General features: G+C 69.7%; 21 protein-coding genes and 1 pseudogene. 16 read left to right on the top strand and 6 right to left on the bottom strand.

Annotated features, from left to right (window positions below):
* The first annotated feature begins 66 nt into the window (after positions 1–66).
* A complete protein-coding gene (locus A2790_RS19920) occupies positions 67–2,499 on the top strand; it encodes a penicillin-binding protein 1A (protein WP_293395449.1) in 2,433 nt (810 codons plus the stop codon).
* A 78-nt stretch (positions 2,500–2,577) separates the two neighbouring features.
* Positions 2,578–3,688, top strand: a protein-coding gene (gene prfB, locus A2790_RS19915) for a peptide chain release factor 2 (protein ID WP_293395446.1) whose coding sequence is annotated in 2 segments (ribosomal slippage) — positions 2,578–2,646 and positions 2,648–3,688 — 1,110 coding nt in all. Because the reading frame shifts where the segments join, the coding sequence is not laid out codon by codon here.
* On the opposite strand, the gene A2790_RS19910 is transcribed toward prfB, so the two are convergent.
* The 4 genes from A2790_RS19910 to tyrS form a co-directional block, all read right to left on the bottom strand.
* Positions 3,689–4,108: a polymer-forming cytoskeletal protein gene (locus A2790_RS19910; RefSeq protein WP_293395443.1), complete on the bottom strand. Its 420-nt coding sequence runs from the start codon at positions 4,106–4,108 to the stop codon at positions 3,689–3,691. It abuts the gene before it with no gap.
* Complete coding sequence (locus tag A2790_RS19905; RefSeq protein ID WP_293395440.1) at positions 4,086–5,243, bottom strand: M23 family metallopeptidase; 1,158 nt, start codon at positions 5,241–5,243, stop codon at positions 4,086–4,088. Before A2790_RS19905 ends, A2790_RS19910 begins: the two co-directional genes overlap by 23 nt.
* Positions 5,244–5,378: 135 nt before the next feature.
* On the bottom strand, positions 5,379–5,840 hold the full coding sequence (locus tag A2790_RS19900) for a peroxiredoxin (RefSeq protein ID WP_293395437.1): 462 nt from the start codon (positions 5,838–5,840) through the stop codon (positions 5,379–5,381).
* 125 nt (positions 5,841–5,965) lie between these two features.
* Positions 5,966–7,222, bottom strand: coding sequence for a tyrosine--tRNA ligase (gene tyrS / locus A2790_RS19895; protein ID WP_293395690.1), 1,257 nt, complete (start codon positions 7,220–7,222; stop codon positions 5,966–5,968).
* 271 nt (positions 7,223–7,493) lie between these two features.
* Here tyrS and A2790_RS19890 point away from each other — a divergent pair, with 271 nt between their 5' ends.
* The 6 genes from A2790_RS19890 (at position 7,494) to A2790_RS19865 (ending at position 15,673) form a co-directional block, all read left to right on the top strand.
* Positions 7,494–8,600 (top strand): anhydro-N-acetylmuramic acid kinase, encoded by a 1,107-nt coding sequence (locus tag A2790_RS19890; RefSeq protein ID WP_293395434.1) that lies wholly within the window; start codon positions 7,494–7,496, stop codon positions 8,598–8,600.
* Between the two features lie 12 nt (positions 8,601–8,612).
* Positions 8,613–9,902: an amidohydrolase gene (locus A2790_RS19885; RefSeq protein WP_293395431.1), complete on the top strand. Its 1,290-nt coding sequence runs from the start codon at positions 8,613–8,615 to the stop codon at positions 9,900–9,902.
* 79 nt (positions 9,903–9,981) lie between these two features.
* Entirely contained in the window at positions 9,982–11,775 is a 1,794-nt protein-coding gene (locus tag A2790_RS19880; RefSeq protein WP_293395428.1) for an NAD(P)/FAD-dependent oxidoreductase, read from the top strand.
* 108 nt (positions 11,776–11,883) lie between these two features.
* Positions 11,884–13,416, top strand: a complete 1,533-nt coding sequence (locus A2790_RS19875; RefSeq protein ID WP_293395425.1) for a DUF4173 domain-containing protein — start codon at positions 11,884–11,886, stop codon at positions 13,414–13,416.
* A gap of 5 nt (positions 13,417–13,421) precedes the next feature.
* A complete protein-coding gene (locus A2790_RS19870) occupies positions 13,422–14,120 on the top strand; it encodes a response regulator transcription factor (protein WP_293395422.1) in 699 nt (232 codons plus the stop codon).
* Positions 14,117–15,673: a HAMP domain-containing sensor histidine kinase gene (locus tag A2790_RS19865; protein ID WP_293395419.1), complete on the top strand. Its 1,557-nt coding sequence runs from the start codon at positions 14,117–14,119 to the stop codon at positions 15,671–15,673. Before A2790_RS19870 ends, A2790_RS19865 begins: the two co-directional genes overlap by 4 nt.
* 244 nt (positions 15,674–15,917) lie before the next feature.
* Here A2790_RS19865 and A2790_RS19860 read toward each other — a convergent pair whose 3' ends face one another.
* On the bottom strand, positions 15,918–16,295 hold the full coding sequence (locus tag A2790_RS19860; protein WP_293395415.1) for a DUF4440 domain-containing protein: 378 nt from the start codon (positions 16,293–16,295) through the stop codon (positions 15,918–15,920).
* 3 nt (positions 16,296–16,298) lie between these two features.
* Positions 16,299–16,949 (bottom strand): alpha/beta hydrolase, encoded by a 651-nt coding sequence (locus A2790_RS19855; protein ID WP_068878039.1) that lies wholly within the window; start codon positions 16,947–16,949, stop codon positions 16,299–16,301.
* 148 nt (positions 16,950–17,097) lie between these two features.
* Between A2790_RS19855 and A2790_RS19850 the strand changes: the two genes are divergently transcribed.
* The 8 genes and pseudogenes from A2790_RS19850 to A2790_RS19815 form a co-directional block, all read left to right on the top strand.
* Positions 17,098–17,526, top strand: a complete 429-nt coding sequence (locus A2790_RS19850) for an Rrf2 family transcriptional regulator (protein ID WP_293395412.1) — start codon at positions 17,098–17,100, stop codon at positions 17,524–17,526.
* Positions 17,523–18,659 (top strand): cysteine desulfurase family protein, encoded by a 1,137-nt coding sequence (locus A2790_RS19845; RefSeq protein WP_293395410.1) that lies wholly within the window; start codon positions 17,523–17,525, stop codon positions 18,657–18,659. Before A2790_RS19850 ends, A2790_RS19845 begins: the two co-directional genes overlap by 4 nt.
* Positions 18,659–20,128: a Fe-S cluster assembly protein SufB gene (sufB, locus tag A2790_RS19840; RefSeq protein ID WP_293395407.1), complete on the top strand. Its 1,470-nt coding sequence runs from the start codon at positions 18,659–18,661 to the stop codon at positions 20,126–20,128. The genes A2790_RS19845 and sufB overlap by 1 nt, the downstream gene beginning before the upstream one ends.
* On the top strand, positions 20,125–20,439 hold the full coding sequence (locus tag A2790_RS19835; RefSeq protein ID WP_293395404.1) for a hypothetical protein: 315 nt from the start codon (positions 20,125–20,127) through the stop codon (positions 20,437–20,439). The genes sufB and A2790_RS19835 overlap by 4 nt, the downstream gene beginning before the upstream one ends.
* A complete protein-coding gene (locus A2790_RS19830; RefSeq protein WP_293395401.1) occupies positions 20,436–20,840 on the top strand; it encodes a hypothetical protein in 405 nt (134 codons plus the stop codon). Before A2790_RS19835 ends, A2790_RS19830 begins: the two co-directional genes overlap by 4 nt.
* Position 20,841: 1 nt before the next feature.
* Complete coding sequence (gene sufC / locus A2790_RS19825) at positions 20,842–21,588, top strand: Fe-S cluster assembly ATPase SufC (RefSeq protein WP_293395398.1); 747 nt, start codon at positions 20,842–20,844, stop codon at positions 21,586–21,588.
* Complete coding sequence (gene sufD, locus A2790_RS19820) at positions 21,585–22,616, top strand: Fe-S cluster assembly protein SufD (protein ID WP_293395395.1); 1,032 nt, start codon at positions 21,585–21,587, stop codon at positions 22,614–22,616. The genes sufC and sufD overlap by 4 nt, the downstream gene beginning before the upstream one ends.
* Positions 22,617–22,618: 2 nt before the next feature.
* Positions 22,619–23,380 (top strand): annotated as a pseudogene (locus A2790_RS19815) (aminotransferase class V-fold PLP-dependent enzyme); the annotation flags it as partial.

Raw genomic sequence — 23,380 nt, 5'->3', positions numbered from 1 at the left:
GCGTTGGCGCCCGCCTCAACACAGTTTAGACCACGGCAGGTGGAGCGCCCGCCCGGCCAGTCTCAGTTGAATCCGCCCATCGCGCCCGGCCGACCGCCGTCGCGGTGGTTCGGCATCGTGGGCGTCGTCGCCCTCAGCTTCGTCGCCGCGGCGGCGGTGGCGGTCGGCGTCTATGCCGCCTGGCTGTTCCACGACATGCCCGATGCGGGCGACCTGGTTGACTATCATCCGGCCACCGCGACCCGCGCCTATGCCTGGGACGGCACCCTGATCGGCGAGTTCTCGCGCGAGCGGCGCATCTTCGTGCCCTACGATGCGATCCCCGCCCAGACGGCGCAGGCGTTCCTGGCCGCCGAAGACCACGGCTTCTTCCAGCATGGCGGCGTCGACGTGGGCGGCTTCGGCCGCGCCATGGTCAAGAACGTCATCAACCTGGCCCAGGGCCGGCGGCTGGAGGGCGGCTCGACCATCACCCAGCAGGTGGCCAAGAACATCCTCCTGACCAGCGACCAGACCATCGGCCGCAAGCTGAAGGAGGCGATCCTGGCCTCCCAGCTCGAACAGACGCTCTCGAAGGAGCGGATCCTCGAGCTCTACATGAACGAGATCTGGCTGGGCTATCGCTCGTACGGCGTCGGCGCGGCGGCCTACAACTACTTCGGCAAGTCGCTCAGCGAGCTGACCCTGGCCGAGAGCGCCTATCTGGCGGCCCTGCCGAAGGGGCCCGACAACTACCACCCCATGCGCCGCAAGGCCCAGGCCATCGCCCGTCGCAACTGGGTAATCGACCAGATGGCCGACCTCGGCTGGGTGACCCGGGCCGAGGCCAAGGCGGCCATGGCCGAGGACCTGGTCGTCCAGCCTGCGCCGACGCGTTCGCAGTACCGCGACGCCGACTATTTCGTGGAGGAGGTGCGCCGCATCGCCCTCAACATGAAGGAGCTGGGCGACGAGCGGCTGAACGCCGGCGGCTACTACATGCGCACCACCCTGGATCCGCAGCTCCAGAGCGCGGCCAAGCTGGCGCTGATGAAGGGGCTGGAGAGCTACGACCGCCGTCACGGCTGGCGCGGAGCCTTCGGCCACGTCACCACCCTGCAGGGCTGGGAAGACATCGCCCGCAAGACCGTCAAGCCGCGCGAGCGCCAGGAGTGGAAGCGCGCCGTGGTGACCAGCGTCGCGGGCGGGGCCGTCGAGGTTCGCACCGTCGACGGCAGCACCGGCAACCTGGCCGGCCAGGATGTCTCCTGGGCGCGGGCGGGCAAGGGGATCGGCACCGGCGACCTGGTGTTCGTCGAGCCCAACGAGGACGGCGGCGGCTTCCGCCTCAAGCAGGTGCCGGCGGTGAACGGCGCGCTGGTGGCCATGGAGCCCTATTCCGGGCGCGTGGTGGCGATGGTCGGCGGCTATTCGTTCTCGCTGTCCAGTTTCAACCGCGCCACCCAGGCCCTGCGCCAGCCGGGATCGTCGTTCAAGCCGATCGTATATGCGGCGGCGCTGGAGAGCGGCTACACGCCGGCCAGCACGGTGCTCGACGCGCCCATCACGCTGCGGGGCTATGGCGGCAAGGACTGGAGCCCCGAGAACTACAGCCGCGACTACTACGGCGCGCTCACCCTGCGCAAAGGCCTGGAACTGTCGCGCAACACCATGACCGTGCGCCTGGCGCAGAGCGTCGGCATGACCAAGATCGCGGGCCTGGCCGAGCGGCTGGGCGTGACCAAGAAGATGGACAAGGTCCTGGCCATGGCGCTGGGGTCGGGCGAGACCACGACCTACCGGATGGCCGCGGCCTATTCGACCTTCGTCAACGGCGGCAAGCTGGTGCAGCCACGCCTGATCGAGGTGGTGGAGGACCGCAACGGCAAGGTCATCTGGCGCGCCGACCGCCGCCAGTGCGACCGCTGCACGGCCGGCTTCTCAGGCGACGAGAGCCCGCGCATTCCGCGCACCGGCGACCAGGTCATGGACCCGATCACCGCCTATCAGATCACCTCGATGCTGGAGGGCGTGGTCCTGCGCGGCACGGCGACCCAGGCCTCGTCGATCGGCAAGCCCCTGGGCGGCAAGACGGGCACGACCAACGACTACCGGTCGGCCTGGTTCATGGGCTTCTCGCCGCACCTGGTGGTCGGGGTCTACATCGGCTTCGACGACAACCGCAGTCTCGGCAACAACGAGACCGGCAGCGTGGCCGCCGTGCCGATCTTCGTGGACTTCATGAGCGAGGCCCTGAAGGACAAGCCGGCGGAACCCTTCAAGGCGCCGGCCAACGCCAAGTACGCGATGATCCGCGGCATCCGCGAGGCCTTCCGGCCCGGCACCGAGCCCCAGGCCTCGACCGTGGGCCTGGGCGCGGCGGGCGTGCCGGCGGGGCCGCAGCCCTACAGCCAGGTCTTCGGCGACGGCAACGTCACCGGCGCGCCCAACGCGGCCGCCGCGGTCGCGCCCCAGGCGCCGCCGCCGAAGAAGAAGGATGATCTGTCCGACCTGTTCTGAGTTACCCCGTCCGAGTTTCTTGTGTTGTGCGCCGGCGCGGGCTAGAGCCCGCCGCTCTGGATTTTTGGGAGTCTCTCCATGAGAGCGGATGTCGAGGCCGCCAAGGCCGACATCGAGCAGTCGATCGAACTGCTCAGGAGGCGTCTTTGACTGGGAACCGGCCCTCCGTAAACTCGACGAACTGAACGCCCGGGTCGAGGACCCGACCCTCTGGGACAAGCCTGCCGAGGCGCAGGCGGTCTCGCGTGAGCGCTCGCGGCTGGCCGCGCAGGTGGAGGCCGTCCAGTCTCTGGAGCGCGACCTCGCCGACGCCGTCGGCTACGCCGAGATGGCGGACGAGGAGGGCGACGAGGCCAGCTTCCAGGAAGCCACCGCCCAGCTCCGCGCGATCAAGGAGCGCGCCAGCCGCGCCGAGCTGGAAGCCCTGCTCTCGGGCGAGGCGGACGGCAACGACGCCTTCGTGGAAATCAACTCCGGCGCCGGCGGCACCGAGTCCAACGACTGGGCCGGCATGCTGCTGCGCATGTACACGCGCTGGGCCAACGCCCACGGCATGGAGGTGGACTTCCTCGAAGAGACCTCCGGTGAACAGGCGGGCATCAAGTCCGTGACGCTGCAGGTGAAGGGCCCCAACGCCTATGGCTGGCTGAAGACGGAAGCCGGCGTCCACCGCCTGGTCCGGATCTCGCCCTTCGACGCGGCCGCCAAGCGGCACACCAGCTTCGCCTCGGTCTGGGTCTATCCGGTGGTGGACGACACCATCGAGATCGAGATCAACCCCGCCGACGTGCGAACGGACACCTATCGCGCCTCGGGCGCCGGCGGCCAGCACGTCAACAAGACCGACTCGGCGGTGCGCCTGACCCACATCCCGACCGGCATCGTCGTGGCCTGTCAGAACCAGCGCTCGCAGCACCAGAACCGCGACCAGGCCTGGAAGATGCTGAAGGCCCGCCTCTACGAGGCCGAGCTGGAGAAGCGCGAGGCGGCCCAGGCGGCGATCGAGGACCAGAAGACCGACATCGGCTGGGGCCACCAGATCCGCAGCTACGTTCTGCAGCCGTATCAGATGGTCAAGGACCTGCGCACCGACGTGGAAACCAGCGACACCGACGGCGTCCTCGACGGCGACCTCGACCGCTTCATGGGCGCCGCCCTGGCGCAGCGCGTGGGCGCGACGCGGGAGTAGCTACTCCGCCGCCACCACGCTGAGGGCAGGGGTCTCCTCGGCCGGCCGGACCAGCGCCAGGCTGCGGCCTTCGAAATGGGCGCCGGCTTCGATGGCGAGTTCCGTGTGGCTGATGTCGCCGTCGACGTGGGCGGTGGCCCAGAGGCGGACCTGGCGGGCGCAGATGGTGCCGGTGACCCGGCCGCGCACCTCGATGCTGTCGGCCAGGATCGTGCCGATCACCACGCCGGCCTCGCCGACGGTCATGTGATTGACGCGGATGTCGCCCTCGACGGAGCCGTCCAGATGCAGGTCGCCTTCGGTGGTGAGGTCGCCCTGGAGGCGCACGCCCTCGGCCACCAGGGATGCGACGGTCAGCTTGCGCGCGGGGGAGGGGTCGGAGGGCGCCGCCGCGCCCTTATTCTGTGGCTTGGAGAACATACTGCCCGGCCTTCAGGAAGCGGCCCGGGTTCTGGGCCCGACCGTTGACCCATATCTCATAGTGCAGATGGGTCCCAGTCGAACGGCCCGTCGAGCCCATGGAAGCGATCCGCTGCCCAACCGCTACGCGCTGGCCGCGCTGGACGGCGAAACCGGAGAGGTGGGCGTAGCGCGTCTTCAGGCCGCGACCGTGGTCGATCTCCACCACATTGCCGTAGCCCGAGCGCTGGCCGGTGAAGGAGACGACGCCGGGGCCGGTGGAATAGATCGGCGTCGCGTGGCCGCCGTTGAAGTCCAGCCCGGAGTGATAGGCCGGCCGGCGGGTGAAGGGATCGAACCGGACGCCGAAGCCGCTGGTCTGCTGGCCGGAGGCCGTCGGCCGGGCCAGGGGCAGGTCTTCGGCCGCCTCGCCCAGCGCCTTGGCCTCGGAGAGATCGTGGGCCGCGCGCTGGATGCGCATGGCGAAATCCTCGTCGACATCCAGCACCGCCGCGAGCGCGCTGGGATCCTTGGACTCGATCAGCGGCCCGCCGAGGGAATTGGAGCGATCGACGAAGGTCGTCGGCGACAAGCCCGCCATGCGGAACGCCAGCCGCAGCCGGTCGGCGCGGCTCTTGGCGAAGCCGTCGGCCGCCTCCAGGAGCTGTTCCTGGCCGATGCGCACCATCTCGACCCGGCGAACGGGATTGGTGTCGCCGCTGGCGAGCGCGCGGTTGATCGCGGGCGTCAGGGCCTCGGCGGCGCCCGGCGCGCCTTTCATGTCGGTGAGCAGCAGGGCGAGGGCGGCGTGGCGCTTCTCGATCGAGGCGGCGGCGTCCTGGTTCGAGCCCGAGGCCGCGTTCAGCCGCGCCATGGCGCTGTCCAGGCGGGCCTGGCGGTCGGCGACGTAGCGTTCGGACTGCGCCTTGAGCTTGGCGATCTCGCGGTCGGCGGCCGAGGCGGACAGAAGGTTGACCAGCATCGCGGCGGTGCAGACGCCCATCCAGAGGGCGCCCGTGGCGACCCCGCCGGCGATGACCAACTGCTTCTTGGTGGTGAGAACGAAGGCCTTCATGGCCCCGCCGGAGCGGACGTAGAGATGCCGTTCCGGGAACAGCCCTACGAGCGAGCGGCCGAGCTGCGCCAGACGTTGCATGCGTGCCGGAAGTCCCCAACCTTTCGGTGATGGCGATATGCGACGACTTTTTTTCGACAAGCAAGCGGTTCGAAGGATGTTCCGCCCCGCAGCGACCACGGGCCGCACGGGTTTATCGATTATCGCTGATTGCCGTCACAAACCGCGCGCAGCGTCGAGGACCTGCTGGGCATGGCCGGGGACCTTCACCTTGCGCCAGGCCTTCACCAGCTTGCCGTCCCGGATCAGGAAGGTGGACCGGTCGATGCCCATGTACTTGCGGCCGTAGAGGCTCTTCTCGACCCAGGAGCCGTAGCGCTCGATCACCTCGCCCTCCGGATCCGACGCCAGCGTCACGGCCAGGTCGTACTTGGCGGCGAACTTCCGGTGCTTGGCGACGGTGTCCTTGGAGACGCCGATCACGGTGACGCCCGCCTTGGCGAAGTCCGGGGCCAGGGCCGTGAAGTCCTGCGCCTCCTTGGTGCAGCCCGCCGTGTCGTCCTTCGGATAGAAGTAGAGCACGAGGGTCTTGCCGGCGAAGTCGGCGAGCTTCACCCGGCCGTCCGGGGTTTCGAGATCGAAGTCCGGCGCAGGCGCGCCTTCGGTCACGTCGGTCATTGTCGGTCCTTTCAGAACGTCATCCCCGGCCTTGTGCCGGGGATCCAGATGCGTCGAGCTCTCAGCAAGACCTTGAAGCGTCGGCGCTTCTGGATGGCCGGGACAAGCCCGGCCATGACGAGCAGTTAAACAGGCTTCACGAGTACGATCTTCTTCTTCCCGGCCGCCAGTTTCACGACGCCGTCCACCAGGTCGGCCGAGGTCAGGACGCGGTTGGCGTCCGGTTCGGCCTTGTCGTTGACGCGCAGGCCGCCGCCCTGGGCCAGGCGGCGAGCCTCTCCCTTGGAGCCGGCCAGGCCCGCATCGGCGGCCAGTCCCGCGAGCTGGAGGCCCGCGTCCAGGTCGGCCTTGGGGACCTCGTGGGTGGGCAGATCGCCGGAGACCCGGCCTTCTTCGAAGGCGGCCTTGGCGGCCGCTTCCGCGGTCGCCGCGGCCTCAGCGCCGTGCAGCATCGTCGTCGCCGCGTTCGCCAGCACCTTCTTGGCCTCGTTGATTTCGGCGCCCGGCAGAGCCTCCAACCGGGCGATCTCGTCCAGCGGCAGGTCGGTGAAAAGCTTCATGAAGCGGCCCACGTCGGCGTCTTCGGTGTTCCGCCAGAACTGCCAGTAGTCGTAGGGGCTGCGCATGTCGGCGTTCAGCCACACGGCTCCGCCCACGGTCTTGCCCATCTTCTGGCCGGAGGCCGTGGAGAGCAGGGGCGTCGTCAGGCCGAAAGCGGGCTTGGCGTCGACGCGGCGGATCAGCTCCACCCCGTTGACGATGTTCCCCCACTGGTCCGAGCCGCCCATCTGCAGCACGCAGCCGTTGCGGCGCTCCAGCTCCAGGAAGTCCACCGACTGCATCAGCATGTAGTTGAACTCGAGGAACGTCATCGGCTGCTCGCGTTCCAGCCGCTGCTTGACGCTCTCGAACGCCAGCATCCGGTTGACCGTGAAGTGCACGCCGAACTCGCGCAGGAAGTCGACGTAGCCGTACTTCGAGAGCCAGTCGTCGTTGTCGACCATAATCGCGTCGGTGGGCCCGTCGCCGAAGGTCAGGAACTTGGCGAACACCGTTTTGATCGAGGCGATGTTGGCCTTGATCTGGGCCTCGGTGAGCAGGGGGCGCGACTGGTCCTTGTCGGTCGGATCGCCGATCTTGGTGGTCCCGCCGCCCATGAGGACGATGGGCTTGTGCCCGCTCTGCTGCAGCCGGCGCAGCATCATGATCTGGATCAGCGAGCCCACGTGCAGCGACGCGGCGGTGGCGTCGAAGCCGATGTAGGCGGTGATCACGCCCTTGGCCGCCGCCTCGTCCAGCTCGGCCGGGTGCGTGACCTGATGGATGTAGCCGCGCTCCTGCAGCACCTTCAGGAAGTCGGACTTGAACGCGGTGTCGGTCATCGGCGGCGGAATCCCTGCGGCGGGGCGGTCTTCAGTGAGTGGGCCGCGCTCTAGCACGGGCGCGGCGAGGATTTCGAGGGACATGGCAGGCTCCTTGGGATGAGGGAGGCCGGCGTTCCATCTTGGGGTGTTCTGGATGCGCCGGCCGGGGAGGGCAGGCGCGTGGGATCGGACGCCTGCTACAGGGGCAGGCGGTAATAGCGGCCGGTACGGGCGGCGGGACCGATCATGGCGGCTAGCTACCCGTTCGCGGACATGGCAGTCAACGGTCATGCTCGTGCTGGGATTCATGACCGGGACCTCGCTGGACGCCGTGGACATGGCGGTCCTGGAGACCGACGGCGAGGCCATCCAGGCGTTCGGCCCGGCGGGCGAACGCAAGCTCACCGACGCCACGCGCAACGTGCTGCTGGAGGCGACGCAACAGGCTCTCAAGTGGGAACGGGGGACGCCGCCGCCGACGATCTTCCCCCACGCGGCCGAGATGGTGGCCGAGGAGCACTTCTCCGCCGCCGAGGCCTTCCTCCAGGCCAACGACCTCTCCTGGCCCGACATCGACCTGATCGGCATGCACGGCCAGACGGTCCTGCACGAGCGGCCGAGCGACGGCGCGCCGGGCCGCACGGTGCAGCTCGGCGACGCCGCCATGCTGGCGAAGCTGACCGGGCGGCCCGTAGCCTATGACTTCCGCACCGCCGACGTGGCTGCGGGCGGGCAGGGCGCGCCCCTCGCGCCGATCTACCATCTGGCGCGGGCCAAGGCCTCGGGGCTGCAGCCGCCGCTGGCGGTGCTCAACGTCGGCGGCGTGGCCAATGTCACCTTCTGGACCGGCGGCGAGGAGATCGCGGCCTTCGACACTGGCCCCGGCAACGGGATGATCGACCTCCTGGTCCAGGCGCGTGGCGCGGGCCGCTATGACGCCGGCGGCAAGTACGCCAGCGTCGGCCGGGTGGACGAGGGCGTCGTGCGGGCGCTGCTGGCCCATCCGTACTTCGAGGCGCCGCCGCCGAAGTCCCTGGACCGCTTCGACTTCTCGCTGGAGCCGCTGGAGCCGCTGCAGCTCGAGGACGCCGCCGCCACCCTCGTCGCCTTCACCGCCGAGGCCGTGAAGGCCGGCTTCGAGATGATGGGCGCAGCGCCGACCGAGGTGATCGTCACCGGCGGTGGGCGGCACAATCCAGAGATCATGAAGGCGTTGGCGGACCGGCTTTCCATGCCGGTGAAGACCGCCGAGGACCACGGCTGGCGCGGCGATTCCATCGAGGCCGAAGCCTTTGCCTATCTGGCGGCCCGCACCTTCCGCGGCCTGCCCATCTCGTTTCCGAAGACCACCGGGGTCCCGCAGGCCATGGCCGGTGGGCGTATCGTCAGGCCTTGAGGGGGAAGTCTCATGCGTAAACCTCATTGGATCGCCGGCGCCGCCGTCGCCCTGGCCCTCTCCGCGCCCGCCGCGGCGCAGGGCTTCGATACGGCCGTGTTCGCCAAGGCCAAGGCGGTCCAGCCCAAGGTCGTCGCGTGGCGGCGCGACATCCATGAGCATCCGGAGCTGGGCAACAACGAGGTCCGCACCGCCGCCCTGGTGGCCGCGCACCTGGAGAAGCTCGGCATCGAGGTCCGCACCGGCGTGGCCAAGACAGGTGTCGTGGGCGTGCTGAAGGGCGGCAGGCCCGGCGGCGTGGTGGCGCTGCGGGCCGACATGGACGCCCTGCCGGTGGCCGAGCAGACGGGCGTGCCCTTCGCCTCCAAGGTGAAGGCGACCTACAACGGCGCCGAGGTCGGCGTGATGCACGCCTGCGGCCACGACGCCCACGTGGCGATCCTGATGGGCGCGGCCGAGGTGCTGGCCAGCATGAAGGACCAGATCCCCGGCACGGTCGTGTTCCTCTTCCAGCCGGCCGAAGAAGGCCCGCCAGCGGGCGAGGAGGGCGGCGCGCCGCTGATGATCAAGGAAGGCGCCCTGGCCAACCCGGCGCCCAGCGCGGTGTTCGGCCTGCACGTGATCCCCGGCGAGCCAGGCTCGCTGGTGTGGCGGTCCGGGCCGATGATGGCGGCGTCCGACGGCTACGAGATCAAGCTCAAGGGCAAGCAGACCCACGGCGCCAACCCCTCGGCCGGCATCGACATCGCCTCCATGCAGGCCGAGATCGTCCTGGCCTTCAACCAGATCGCCGCGCGCCAGATCAATGTGACCCGCACGCCGACCATCCTGACCGTGGCCACGGTGCACGGTGGCGTCCGCGGGAACATCATCCCCGACGACATGACCTTAAGCGGCACGCTGCGCACATTCGATCCGGCGCTGCGCAAGGACATCATCGCCCGCATCGAGAAGACGGTGGACTCGATCGCCACCCGCTACGGCGGCAAGGGCGAGGTGGTCTGGAACACGCCGAACCCCGTCACCAGCAACGACCCGGCGCTAACCGCGAAGATGAAGCCCACCCTCGGCCGCGCCGCCCAGGGCAAGATCAAGGACGACATCGACTTCATCACCGGCGCCGAGGACTTCTCGTACTATCAGCAGAAGATCCCGGGCCTGTTCTACGACCTGGGCATCGGCTTCCCGAAGGGCGTGAACCACTCGCCGTTCTTCAACGTGATGGACGAAGGCGCCATGGAGGTCGGCGTCCGCGCCCAGGCCCTCACGGCGCTGGACTATCTGGCCGGCCTGAAGAGGTAGGCGCCTTCCGCGACGTCCCTCTTGCCGGTCAAACATTCGTTCGGCAGGCTGAACGCCGATAACATGGCGGAGGACGACGATGGCGGCGGACGACCTGGGCTTCGACCCGAACGCACTGCGCGAGAAGTACCGGGCCGAGCGGGACAAGCGCCTGCGCGCCGACGCCAGCGAGCAGTACGTCGAGATCGCCGGCAAGTTCGCCCACTACCTTGAGGACCCCTACGTCCAGCCCATCGAGCGGGCGCCCATCGACGAGGCGGTCGAGGTGGTGGTGATCGGCGGCGGCTTCGGCGGCCAGCTCGCCGCCGCGCGGCTGCGCGAGGCCGGCGTCCAGGACATCCGCATCATCGAGAAGGGCGGCGACTTCGGCGGCACCTGGTACTGGAACCGCTATCCCGGCGCCGCCTGCGACATCGAGAGCTACATCTACCTGCCGCTCCTGGAGGAGGTGGGCTACCTGCCCGTCGAGAAGTACTCCCGCGCCCCTGAGATCCTGCGCCACAGCCGCGCCATCGGCGAGAAATTCGACCTCTACAAGGGCGCGCTCTTCCAGACCGAGGTCAAGGAACTGCGCTGGGACGAGGCGGCCGCGCGGTGGACGGTCTCCACGAACCGGGGCGATGCGCTGCGGGCGCGCTTCGTGGTCATGGCCAACGGGCCCCTCCATCGCCCCAAGCTGCCGGGCATTCCGGGTGTCGAGAGCTTCAAGGGCCACAGCTTCCACACCAGCCGGTGGGACTATGAGTACACGGGCGGCGACTCCAACGGCGGCCTGACGGGCCTGAAGGACAAGCGGATCGGGATCATCGGCACCGGCGCCACCGCGGTGCAGTGCGTGCCGCACCTGGGCGAGTGGGCCAAGGAGCTCTACGTCTTCCAGCGCACCCCCTCGTCCATCGACGTGCGCAACAACCGCCCCACCGATCCGGAGTGGGCCGCCAGCCTCCAGCCCGGGTGGCAGCAGGAGCGGATGGACAACTTCAACGTCCTGGTCTCCGGCGGCTTCGCCGACAAGGACCTGGTGAACGACGGCTGGACCGACATCATCGGCAACATCCTGCTCCTGGCCCGCAAGAAGGCCGAGGCCGGCGAGAAGGTCGAGAACCCCGCCGAGCTGATGCAGCTGGCCGACTTCAAGAAGATGGAGCAGGTCCGCGCCCGCGTGGATGCGGTGGTCGAGGACCCCGCCAAGGCCGAGGCCCTGAAGCCCTGGTACAACCAGTTCTGCAAGCGGCCGTGCTTCCACGACGAGTACCTGACGACCTTCAACCGCCCGAACGTCCACCTCATCGACACCAAGGGCCGGGGCGTCGAGCGCATCACCGAGAACGCCATCGTCGTGGACGGCAAGGAATACGAGGTCGACTGCCTGATCTACGCGACCGGCTTCGAGGTCGGCACTGACTACACCCGGCGCTCGGGCTACGAACTGTACGGACGGGGCGGCCAGACCCTGACCGACAAGTGGAAGAACGGGGCCGAGACGCTGCACGGCGTGCTCTCCCGCGGCTTCCCCAACTGCTTCATCGTCTCGAACGTGCAGTCGGGCTTCAGCGCCAACTTCCCCCACATGATCAACGAGCAGTCCAAGCACATCGCCTACCTCGTAAAGAGCGCGATGGAGCGGCAGGCCCGGGTCGTGGAGCCGTCGGAGGAGGCCGAGCAGGCCTGGGTCGACACCATCGTGAAGCTGGCGGTGATGCGCGAGCAGTTCCTGAAGGAATGCACGCCCGGCTACTACAACAACGAGGGCAAGCCCGAGGCCATGACGGCCAAGAACGGCTCGTACGGCGCAGGCCCGGTGGCCTTCACCAAGGTGCTGGAGGACTGGCGCGCCGAGGGCTCGCTGAAGGGGCTGGAGCTGACGCCCTAGGTCCTCTGCACAACCTCTGCACATGAACCGGGCCGCCTGCGCATGGCGGCTCGGGCAGGGCGCGACGCAACCGCTCTAGGACGGTCCCCACACAAGGGGACGTCCCACATGCCCGCGCGGCTTCCGAGCTTCTGGATCAAGGTCGCGCTCGCGCTCGGCCTCGTCGTCGCGGCGGATCTCCTGTTCTTCGGCGCCCCTGGCGTCGGGCTGAACCTCGGCCTCTTCAGCCTGGCCTTCGCCGCCGCCCTCGGCCTTTCGAACCCTGCGGTCCGGCGCCATCGCCCGGCGCTCGTCGCCCTTGCCGCCGCAGGCCTGCTGGCCGCCCTCCAGATCGAGCGGGCGAGCGTCCTCGGCTGGCTGCTGTTCGCGCTCGCCCTGGCCGTGGCCGCCCTGGCCCCCCGCGCGCCGACCGGCGACGACGGCTGGCGCTGGGCCCAGCGGCTGGTCGCGGGCGGGCTGAAGGCCTTGATCGGCCCGGCGTGCGATCTGCGCGCCCTGCTCAAGGCTCGGGCCCGGCGGGGCCCGGTCAAGATCGCCGTGGCCATCGTCGGCGCCGTGCTGCCGCTGGTCGGCGGGGCGGTGTTCCTCGGCCTGTTCGCCGCCGCCAACCCGGTGATCGAGGCGCAGCTGGGCGCCATCTACCTGGGAGAGCCTGATCCGCCCCGGCTGATCTTCTGGGCGGTGGTGGGCGTGATGGTGTGGGCCGTGCTCCGCCCCCGCGGCCTCAGTCGCACGTTTCGGACGCCCGGGCTGGATGGCGACCTCGGCATACCGGGCGTGACCACGGCTTCCGTCGCCGCCTCGCTGGCGCTCTTCAACCTCATCTTCGCGGTGCAGAACGCCCTCGACATCGCCTTCCTCTGGGGCGGCGCGGGCCTGCCGCCACACGTCACCTTCGCCGACTACGCCCACCGCGGCGCCTATCCGCTGATCGCGACCGCGATCCTGGCGGGGCTGTCCGTGCTGGCCTTCCTGCGGCCGGGATCGGCCACCGCCGGCTCCCGCGCGGTGCGCGTGCTGGTTACCGTCTGGATCGCCCAGAACCTCTTCCTCGTCGCCTCCACGGCGCTGCGCACGCTCGACTACATCGACGCCTACTCGCTCACCCGCATGCGCCTGGCGGCGCTGCTCTGGATGGCGCTGGTCGCCTTGGGCCTCGTCCTGGTCACCTGGCGGCTGCTGCGGGCGAAGAGCGCCGGCTGGCTGATCAACGCCAACCTGCTGGCCGCCGGCCTGGTCCTTGGCGCGTGCAGCATCGTCGACCTGGGCTCCATCGCCGCGGCCTGGAACGTGCGCCATGCCCGGGAGGTCGGCGGCCGGGGCGTGAACCTCGACCTCTGCTACATGAGATCGCTCGGCGGCGCGGCCGTGGTCCCGCTCACGCGGATCGAGCACGGCGGCTACGATCCGGCCTTCCTGGAGCGGGTGGCTTTCACGCGCCGCGTGCTCATGGCCGAGGTGGCCGAGCGCCAGGCGGACTGGCGGAGCTGGCGGTGGCGCGATGCGCGCCGGATCGCGTGGGCCGAGCTCAACGTCTATGAGACGCCCGCGATGCCCGATCTGCGCGGCCGGGACTGCCACGGCTACCTTCGCCCGGCCGCCGCCTCGCCATTGACGCCCACCCCGAACCCCGGAACATGAGCTCCATGCCCCAGGTCCTCGTCGTCGACGACGATCCGCACATCCGCCAACTCCTGGTCTTCGCCCTGGAGAAGGCCGGCCTGTCCGCCCGCGAAGCCGAGGACGGCGAAGCCGCCCTGGCCTCGGTCGAGCAGCAGCGCCCGGACCTGGTCGTCCTCGACATCAACATGCCCAAGCTGGACGGCCTGGAGGTGTGCCGCCGTCTGCGGGCGCAGGGCGACCTGCCGATCCTCTTCCTGTCGTCCCGCGACGACGAGATCGACCGCATCCTGGGCATCGAACTGGGCGCCGACGACTATGTCGTGAAGCCCTTCAGTCCGCGCGAGGTCACCGCGCGCGTCCAGGCCATCCTGCGCCGGGCGCGCAGCGCGCCGCCGCCGGCGGCCGAAGCCGTCCTCAGCCAGGGCCGCCTGAAGCTCGATCCGGAGAGCTGGATCGCGCGCTGGGGCGAGGCCGAGGCGGCGCTGACCGTGACCGAGTTCGGCATCCTGCGCATCCTGATGAGCGCGCCGACGCGGGTGTTCAGCCGGGACGCGATCATCGACCGCCTGCACGGCCCCGGCTTCGCCATCACCGACCGCACCATCGACAGCCATGTCCGCAACCTGCGGGGCAAGTTCGCAGCCCTGGGCGGCCACGACGTGGTCGAGACCCGCGCCGGCGTCGGCTACCGCCTCGGGCCCTGCCTCGGCCAGCCGGCTTGATCGAGCGCCTGAAGGACCTGATCGCGCGGTGGTGGCCGGCGCTGCGGCTGCGCACGATCCTGTTCGGCGTGCTGGTCTTCGCGGCCGCCATGCCCGCCATCGGGGCGATCTCGCTCAGGGTCTACGAAAACACCCTGGTCCGCCAGACCGAGGCCGAGCTCGTGGCCCAGGGGGCGGCCATCGCGGCCATGGCCAGCGTGGGATGGCCCGGCGCGCCCGCGCCGATACCGCGGCCGGAGAAGCCGCCGGACGGCTATTTCCGGCCCGAGTTCACCACCATCGACCTCAGCCGCGACACGGTTCTCCCCGAGCGACCGCCGCTGCCGTTCGCCGGCCTGGCGCCCGATACGCAGGCCGTGGGCGTGGCCCGGGCGCTGGAGCCGGTGGTCGAGCGGACCACGCGGACGACCCTGGCCTCCGCGGTGATCCTGGACGGGCGCGGCGTCTCGCCCGAGGGTGAGGACTATTCCGCGCTGCCCGAGGTCAAGGTCGCGCTCGGCGGCCGCTCCCGAACCGTCCTGCGCGAGAACGGCGACTACCGGCCGCTCTACCGCTTCGAGTGGCTCAGCAAGGCGTCGGGCATCCGCCTGCACCACGCCCGGCCGATCCTCCTGGGCGACCAGGTCAAGGGCGTGGTGCTGCTGTCGCGGTCGCCGCGGGCGCTGTTCCGCGGCCTGTACGAGGACCGCGGCAAGTTCGCCATCGCCGCCGGCGTGATCCTGGGGCTGCTGGTGGTCGTCTCCGGCCTCATCGCCCGCGGCGTGACCCTGCCGATCGAGAAGCTCAGCGCCGCCTCCCGGCAGGTGGCCGGCGGCGGCGCCGTTCCGCGCACCCCTCGCACGGCCGCCGTCGAGATCCGAGACCTCTACGAGGACTTCCGCGCCATGGCCGAGGCGATCGATCGCCGCTCCGGCTACCTGCGCGACTTCGCCGCCGCCGTCAGTCACGAGTTCAAGACCCCGCTCGCCGGCATCACCGGCGCAGTGGAGCTGCTGCAGGACCATTTCGAGACCATGTCGGCCGCCGAGCGCCGGCGGTTCCTGGACAACATCGCCGGCGACAGCGAGCGGCTGTCCCAGCTGGTCACGCGGCTCCTGGACCTAGCCCGCGCGGACATGGCGATGCCGGAAGCGGGGGCGTCGGCCGACCTGGCCGAGCCCGCCCGGCGCGCCGCGGACGCCGCGGGCTTTCCGGTGGACGTCGACATCCCGCGCGAGGTCCCGCCTGTCGCGGCGCCGCTCACGACGGTGGAAAGTGTGCTGACGATCCTGCTCCAGAACGCGCGGCAGGCCGGCGCCGGCGCGGCAAAGGTCTCCGCCGTCGTGGCGGACGAGGAGGTGGTGCTCACCGTGTCCGACGACGGCCCCGGCGTGCCAGAGGCGGACCGCGAGCGCCTGTTCGAACCCTTCTTCACCAGCCGACGCGCCGAGGGTGGCACGGGGCTGGGCCTGTCCATCGCCCGCTCGCTCCTGGCCGCCAGCCATGGCCGCATCGAACTGGTGGACGGCGGACGGGGCGCCACGTTCCGGGTGACGCTCCCGCGCGCCGACTGACTGCACGAAATCTCCACACGGCGGCCTGCCGTCGCTGCACGGGCGGCGAGCATCCTGCAGTCATGGACGAGCCGACATCCCCCACGTCCAGCGGCCTTACCCCAGCCGCTGCCCAGGCCTCCTCCTGGCGGCCGGCCGACCGATCGCGCGACCGGGTCCTGGTTCCCGGAGACGCAGATCGGCGGTCGGTCGCCTTCGTCGCCGAGGTCGCGGAGGCGCTGGAGCGAACCCAGCGCCGCTGGTTCTAACGCAGGGTGACGTAGAGCTCGCTCTCGATGGCCCACTGGCCAGTGATCTTGCGCCAGACGGCGAGGTAGGTTCCGGACATCTCATGGTCGGCCCAGCGGCCGACCCAGGCGCCGTGCTCGGCCGCCCGTTGGCCCTCGGCATCCGGGCAGACCCGCTCGGTCTCCCGCACATAGGCCTTGAAGGCCGGATCGGCGAACTGGGCGGCGAAGGCTTCGATGACCGCATCGACGCCCAGGACCAGGGCGCCGTCGCCGACGATCAGCTTCACGTCGGCCAGGAAGAACGGCCGCAGCCGCTGCGCCTCATGCGCCGCGATCAGCTTGTTGGTCAGCTTCCGCCGCGCGCGGATGGCGTCTTCCTGCGCGGTGGCCACCGGTTACGCCGGGTTCGCCGCCAGGCGCTTGTCCAGATAGTCGCCGACGCGGCGCTCCACGTCCGGCAGGTTCTCCATCCAGAAGTGGCTGGCGCCCTCGACCACGTCGTAGTCGATCACGATGCCCTTCTGCGTGCGCAGCTTGGAGACGACGCGTTCCACGTCGATCGGCGGCACCACGGTGTCATTCTGGCCGTGCAGGATCAGGCCGGAGGCCGGGCAGGGGGCCAGGAACGAGAAGTCGTAGGCGTTGGTCGGCGGCGAGACCGAGATGAAGCCGTCGGTCTCCGGCCGGCGCATCAGGAGCTGCATGCCGACCCAGGCCCCGAAGGAGTAGCCGGCCACCCAGCACTGCGAAGCCGCGGGGTTGGTGGACTGCAGCCAGTCCAGGGCGGTGGCCGCGTCGGCCAATTCGCCGATGCCGCCGTCGAATTCGCCCTGGGACCGGCCGACGCCGCGGAAGTTGAAGCGCAGGACCGAGAAGCCGCGCTTCATGAACAGGTGGAAGAGCTGGACGGCCACCGGATTGTTCATCTGGCCGCCCGCCTTGGGGTGCGGGTGCAGGATCAGAGCGACCGGCGCGGTCTCGCTCTTGCCCTGGGAGTAGCGCCCCTCGATCCGCCCGGCTGCGCCGGTCAGAACCACCTCTGGCATTCGACCCTCTTCCTTGGCCTAGAATACTTGACTGTTTTAGTCGGTCTTCCTAAGTCGCTGCCATCCGGCGCGACCCCGCTTCGAGCGAGGCCGGGCTAATAACATAGGCGCCGCCGGATGCGCGCGAAAACTGCATTGGGTCAAAACCATGCGTCTCTCCACGAAAGGCCGCTATGCCGTGATGGCGATGGCCGACCTCGCGCGCCGCGAAAGCGACGCCTGCCGCGCCGTGGCGCTGGCCGATATCGCCGCCCGGCAGGAGATTTCGCTGAGCTATCTGGAACAGTTGTTCGCCCGCCTGCGCCGCAAGGGCCTGGTGAAGAGCGCCCGCGGGCCGGGGGGCGGCTACCGCCTCGCCCGCGACGCCTCCGCCACCACCATCGCCGAGATCGTCCATGCGGTGGACGAGCCCCTGCGCGCCACGCGCTGCGAGAAGGCGGGGCAGGGCTGCATGATCCGTGGTGAGCGTTGCCTCACGCACGACCTCTGGGCCGACCTGGGCGACAAGATCGAAGACTACCTGGCCTCCGTGAGCCTTGCGGACGTCATCGGCGGGAGGCTGCGTCGCGCCGCATGAGCCTCTATCTCGACCACAACGCCACCGCGCGCGTCCGCCCCGAGGCGGTCGAGGCGGTGACCCGCGCCCTGGAGGCGGTCGGCAACCCGTCGTCGGTGCATGCCGCCGGACGGGCCGCGCGGGCGGTGATGGAGCAGGCGAGGGCCGACGTCGCCGCCCTGATCGCCGCGCCGGCCTCGACGGTCATCTTCACCAGCGGCGGGACCGAGGCCAACGGCTTGGCCATCCTGAGCGCCGTCGCGACCGGCTCGCGGCGACTGATCGTCTCGGCCATCGAGCATGACAGCGTCCTGGAGACGGCCAAGGCTTCGGACGCCGCGGTCGAATACCTGCCGGTGAACGCGAGCGGCGTGGCCGACCTCGCCTGGCTGCGTGAGCGGCTGGCCGCCTGGGACGAGGGCGACGGGCGCCCCTTCGTGGCGCTGATGCTGGCCAACAACGAGACCGGCGTGATCCAGCCGGTGTCCGAGGCGTCGGAACTGGTCCGCGCGGCGAACGGCTGGCTGCACGTCGACGCGATCCAGGCCGCCGGCAAAATGCCGATCGACAGCCGCGCCCTGGGCGCCGACACCCTGTCGATCTCCGCGCACAAGATGGGCGGGCCGCAGGGCGTGGGCGCCCTGACCTTCGGCCCCCGCGCCACCATGGTGCGCATCCAGCACGGCGGCGGCCAGGAACGCGGCCGGCGCGCGGGGACCGAGAACATCCCTGGAATCAGCGGTTTCGGCGCGGCGGCTAAGGCGGTGTCCGGAGTCGGGGATCCCGCGTGGCGCGACGCGGCGGCCGCGCGGCTGAAGGCGGCGGGCGCCGTGGTGCTGGGCGAAGGCGAACCGCGCCTGGCCAACACCCTCTGCGTCGCCACGCCCGGCTGGGACGCCGACCGCCAGCTTATGGCCCTGGACCTTGCCGGCGTGATGGTCAGCGCCGGTTCGGCCTGTTCGTCGGGCAAGGTGAAGGCCAGCCACGTGCTGGTCGCCATGGGCCAGGCCGACCTGGCCCCTGCGGCGATCCGCGTCAGTGGCGGCTGGGACACCACGGAAGCAGATTGGACCCGGTTCGCCGACGCCTGGCTGGAAGCTCACGCCCGCCACGTCGCCCGCCGCCCCACCAGCCCAGTCGGGGAGGTCGCCTGATGGCCGCCGTCAAACAGACCGTCGAACACGTCGCCTCGCTCGAGAAGTACAAGCATGGCTTCGTCACCGATATCGAGCAGGACTTCGCGCCCAAGGGCCTGAACGCCGACATCGTCCGCTTCATCTCGGCCAAGAAGGACGAGCCGGAGTGGATGCTGGCCTGGCGGCTGGACGCCTTCGAGCGCTGGCTGGCCATGGAAGAGCCCGACTGGGCCAAGGTCAGCTTCCCGCGCATCGACTACCAGGACAGCTACTACTACGCCGCGCCGAAGAAGAAGGAGGGGCCCAAGAGCCTCGACGAGGTCGACCCCGACCTGCTGGAAACCTACAAGAAGCTGGGCATCCCCCTGCGCGAGCAGGAGGTTCTGGCGGGCGTCGAGGGCGCGCCCCGCTATGCCGTCGACGCCGTGTTCGACAGCGTCAGCGTGGTGACCACCTTCAAGAAGGAGCTGGCCCAGGCCGGCGTCATCTTCTGCTCCATGAGCGAGGCGATCCGCGAGCATCCGGAACTGGTGCGCCGGTACCTGGGCTCGGTGGTCCCGGTCAGCGACAACTATTTCGCCTGCCTGAACGCGGCGGTCTTCTCGGACGGCAGCTTCGTCTATGTGCCGCCGGGCGTGCGCTGTCCGATGGAGCTGTCGACCTATTTCCGGATCAACGCCGAGAATTCCGGCCAGTTCGAGCGCACCCTGATCATCGCCGACAAGGGGGCCTACGTCTCGTACCTGGAGGGCTGCACGGCCCCCATGCGCGACGAGAACCAGCTTCACGCCGCCGTGGTCGAGCTGGTCGTCCTGGACGACGCCGAGATCAAATATTCAACCGTCCAGAACTGGTACCCGGGCGATCCGGAGACCGGGAAGGGCGGCATCTACAACTTCGTGACCAAGCGCGCGGACTGCCGCGGCGACCGCTCGAAGGTGTCATGGACGCAGGTCGAGACCGGCTCGTCGATCACCTGGAAGTATCCCTCCTGCGTCCTGCGCGGAAACGAGAGCTCCGGCGAGTTCTATTCCATCGCCATCACCAACGGCCGCCAGCAGGCCGATACCGGCACCAAGATGATCCACCTTGGCGCCAACACCCGCTCGCGGATCATCTCCAAGGGGATCAGCGCGGGGAGGTCGTCCAACACCTACCGCGGCCTGGTCTCGGCCCACCCCAAGGCCAAGGGCGCGCGCAACTTCACCCAGTGCGACAGCCTGCTGATCGGCAAGCACTGCGCCGCTCACACGGTGCCCTACATCGAGGCCCGCAACGGGCAGTCGAAGTTCGAGCACGAGGCGACCACGACCCGCCTGTCGGAGGACCAGCTCTTCTACGCCATGCAGCGCGGCCTCTCGCAGGAAGAGGCGGTGCAACTGCTGGTCAATGGTTTCGTCAAGGACGTGCTGCAAGAGTTGCCCATGGAGTTCGCGGTAGAGGCCCAGAAGCTGGTGGCCATATCGCTAGAGGGGAGTGTGGGATGACGGGGCGGCCGACCTACGAGGGCGAGCAGACGGCGGTCGACGCCGAGGGCAACATGTTGCGCGAGTGGGACGGGGTCGTGCTGATGCGCGCCCTGGCCTCCACCGCGGCGGGCAACTGCGATCCGGCCCCGACCGAGATCCCCGCGGGCACGCGGGCGACGGCGATCACGTTGCTCGACCCTGAGTCGGGCCTGTTCGATCTCGAATGCTACCTGGACGAGAGTGGTGAGACCTACGCCTTCGCCCACGGCAGCGGCGCGGACGTGCGCGTCGTCGAGAAGATCGAGGACAAGAAGGCGGTGGAGCTGTGACCACCCGGACGCGCAAGCCCAGGGTTCTGACGCTGAAAGACGCGTTCGAAACCGAGTTCGCGCGTCGCGAGATGGAGCGCCGCGCCCGGGAGGAGGCCGAGCGGCGGCAGCAGGAGGCAGATCTCGAGGGCGCCCAGGCGCTGCACGCCGCCGTCACCGCCGACGGCGACTTCCTGGCTGGCCGGAACCTCAGCGCGGACGTCCGCCGCTATACGGTCTCGGTCGACCACGCGAACTACCGCATCGCCGCCTATTTCGAGGGCGGCAAGGCCAGCGTCACGCTGTCCGACAAGCGCGGCGGCGCGCCGGGTTCCGGCACGCCCCGCAAACAGGAGACCGTCGAGAGCGTCGAGGACGCGCTGAAGGTCATGGCCCAGTTCCTCGCCGATGAGGCCCGCTAGAATGCTGTCCGTTTCCAACCTGCACGCCGCCGTCGAGGACAAGGAGATCCTCAAAGGGCTCTCCCTGGAGGTGCCCGCCGGCGAGGTGCACGCGATCATGGGGCCGAACGGCGCCGGCAAGTCGACGCTGAGCTACGTCCTGACCGGCCGCAGCGGCTACGAAGTTACGGCCGGCAAAGTCACCCTCGAGGGTGAAGATCTGCTGGCCCTGGAACCCAACGAGCGGGCGGCCAAGGGCGTCTTCCTGTCGTTCCAATATCCCCTGGAAATTCCGGGGGTTCCGGCCCTTACCTTCATCCGCACGGCGCTCAACGCCCAGCGCAAGGCCCGCGGCGAGCCGGAGGTGACGGCCCCCGAGTTCCTGAAGCTGGCCCGCGCCAAGGCCGCCGAGCTGAAGATCGACTTCGACATGCTCAAGCGCGCCCTCAACGTCGGCTTCTCCGGCGGCGAGAAGAAGCGGATGGAGATCTTCCAGATGGCGATGCTGTCGCCCCGCTTCCTGATCCTCGACGAGACGGACAGCGGCCTCGACATCGACGCCCTGCGCATCGTGGCCGACGGCGTCAACGCCCTGCGCTCGCCGGACCGCGCCATGCTGGTGATCACCCACTACCAGCGCCTGCTCGACTACATCAAACCCGACAAGGTCCACGTGCTGGCCGGCGGCCGCATCGTCGCCACCGGCGGGCCGGACCTGGCGCTGGAGCTGGAGCGCGAAGGCTACGACAAGTACGCGAGGGCCGCTTGAGCGTCGTCTCCGCCATACGCACCCGGGACGCCGCCGAGCTTCCCGGCAAGCGCGACGAAGCCTGGCGCTGGACCGACCTACGCGGCCTGATCCGGCAGGTTCCGGCGCCCTCCGATGAGCTGGACGTCTCCGCGCTGCACGCGGGACCGTTCGACGCCCTGGCCGATGAAGTGCTGGTCGTCGCGAATGGCCGCGGCGCGGCGCACATCGGCGTCGAGCCCGGCGAGTCCAAGGTCGTGGCTCTCCGCATCGTTTCCCGCGGCGACGGCGCCCACGCGGCCCGCATCTCCGTGGACGTGGAGGTCGCGGGACGGCTGACGATCCTGGAGAGCTACGAAGGCGACGCCGGCGGCTATCTCAGCCAGACGGGCCTGATGCTGAGCCTGGGCAAGGACGCGGCCGTGGAGCGCATCGTGCTGGCGTCCGACGGCGCAGAGGGCGTGACGGTGAGTCAGGCCGAGGTCGACCTGGCCCCGGGCGCCCGTTTCGCGCAAAGCGTCCTGACCTCCGGCGCGCGCCGCCAGCGGCTGGAAACGGTGGTCCGTCACCCCGGCGGTCACGCGGATCTGCGCCTCGACGGCGTCTATCTGCTGGCCGACAAGCGCCACGCCGACCTGACCACGGCGGTGACCCACCAGGCGGTCGACGGGACCACCCAGCAGCTCACCAAGGGCGTGGTCCGCGACCAGGCCCGGGCGGTGTTCCAGGGCAAGATCGTCGTGGCCGAGGGCGCCGACCGCACCGACGCACGCATGGGTCACCACGCCCTGATCCTGTCGGATCGCGCCGAGGTCGACGCCAAGCCCGAGCTGGAGATCTACGCCGACGACGTCTCCTGCGCGCACGGCAACACGGTGGGCGCCCTGGACGACGACGCCCTGTTCTACGCCCGCCAGCGGGGCATTCCCGAGGACGAGGCCCGCGCCCTGCTGACCGAGGCCTTCATCGGCGAGGTCGTCGACCGGATCGGCCACGAAGCCGCCCGAGAGATCGCCCGCGCCTGGATCGGCGAAAGGCTGAGGGGCTAACCATGGCCTTCGACGCCGAAGCGGTCCGCAACGAATTCCCGATCCTGTCGCGCCAGGTGCACGGCAAGCCGCTGGTCTATCTCGACAGCGCCGCCTCAGCGCAGAAGCCGCGGGCGGTGATCGAGGCGATGACCCATGCGATGGAATACTCCTACGCAAACGTCCATCGCGGCCTCCATACCCTGGCCAACGAGACCACCGACGCCTACGAGGCGGCCCGCCGGAAGGCCGCGGCGTTCATCGGCGCCCACGAGAACGAGATCGTCTTCACCAAGGGCGGCACCGAGGCGGTGAACCTGGTCGCGGCGGGCCTCGGCGCCACGCTGCACCCCGGCGACGAGATCGTGCTCTCGGAGATGGAGCACCACGCCAACATCGTGCCCTGGCACTTCCTGCGCGAGCGCAAGGGCGTGGTGCTGAAGTTCGTGCCGGTCACGGACGACGGCGCCCTGGACCTGGAAGCCTACCAGCGCCTGCTGGGGCCGAAGACCCGGGTTGTGGCGCTGAGCCACATGTCCAACGTCCTGGGCACCATCAACGACGCCAAGTCGCTGGCGCGCATGGCGCATGACGTCGGCGCTCTGGTGCTGTTCGACGGCTGCCAGGCCATCGTCCACAAGCCCGTGGACGTGAAGGACATCGACGCGGACTTCTACGTCTTCTCGGGCCACAAGCTGTACGGCCCCACCGGCATCGGCATCCTCTATGGCAAGGCCGAGCGACTGGCCGCGCTTCCACCCTACCAGGGCGGCGGCGAGATGATC

Source organism: Phenylobacterium sp. RIFCSPHIGHO2_01_FULL_69_31 (assembly GCF_001824475.1).
In the GTDB taxonomy this organism is placed as follows: Bacteria; Pseudomonadota; Alphaproteobacteria; order Caulobacterales; family Caulobacteraceae; genus Phenylobacterium.
The sequence above is the reverse complement of the archived record's forward strand: the minus strand, read 5'-3'. Positions and strand labels throughout refer to the sequence as shown.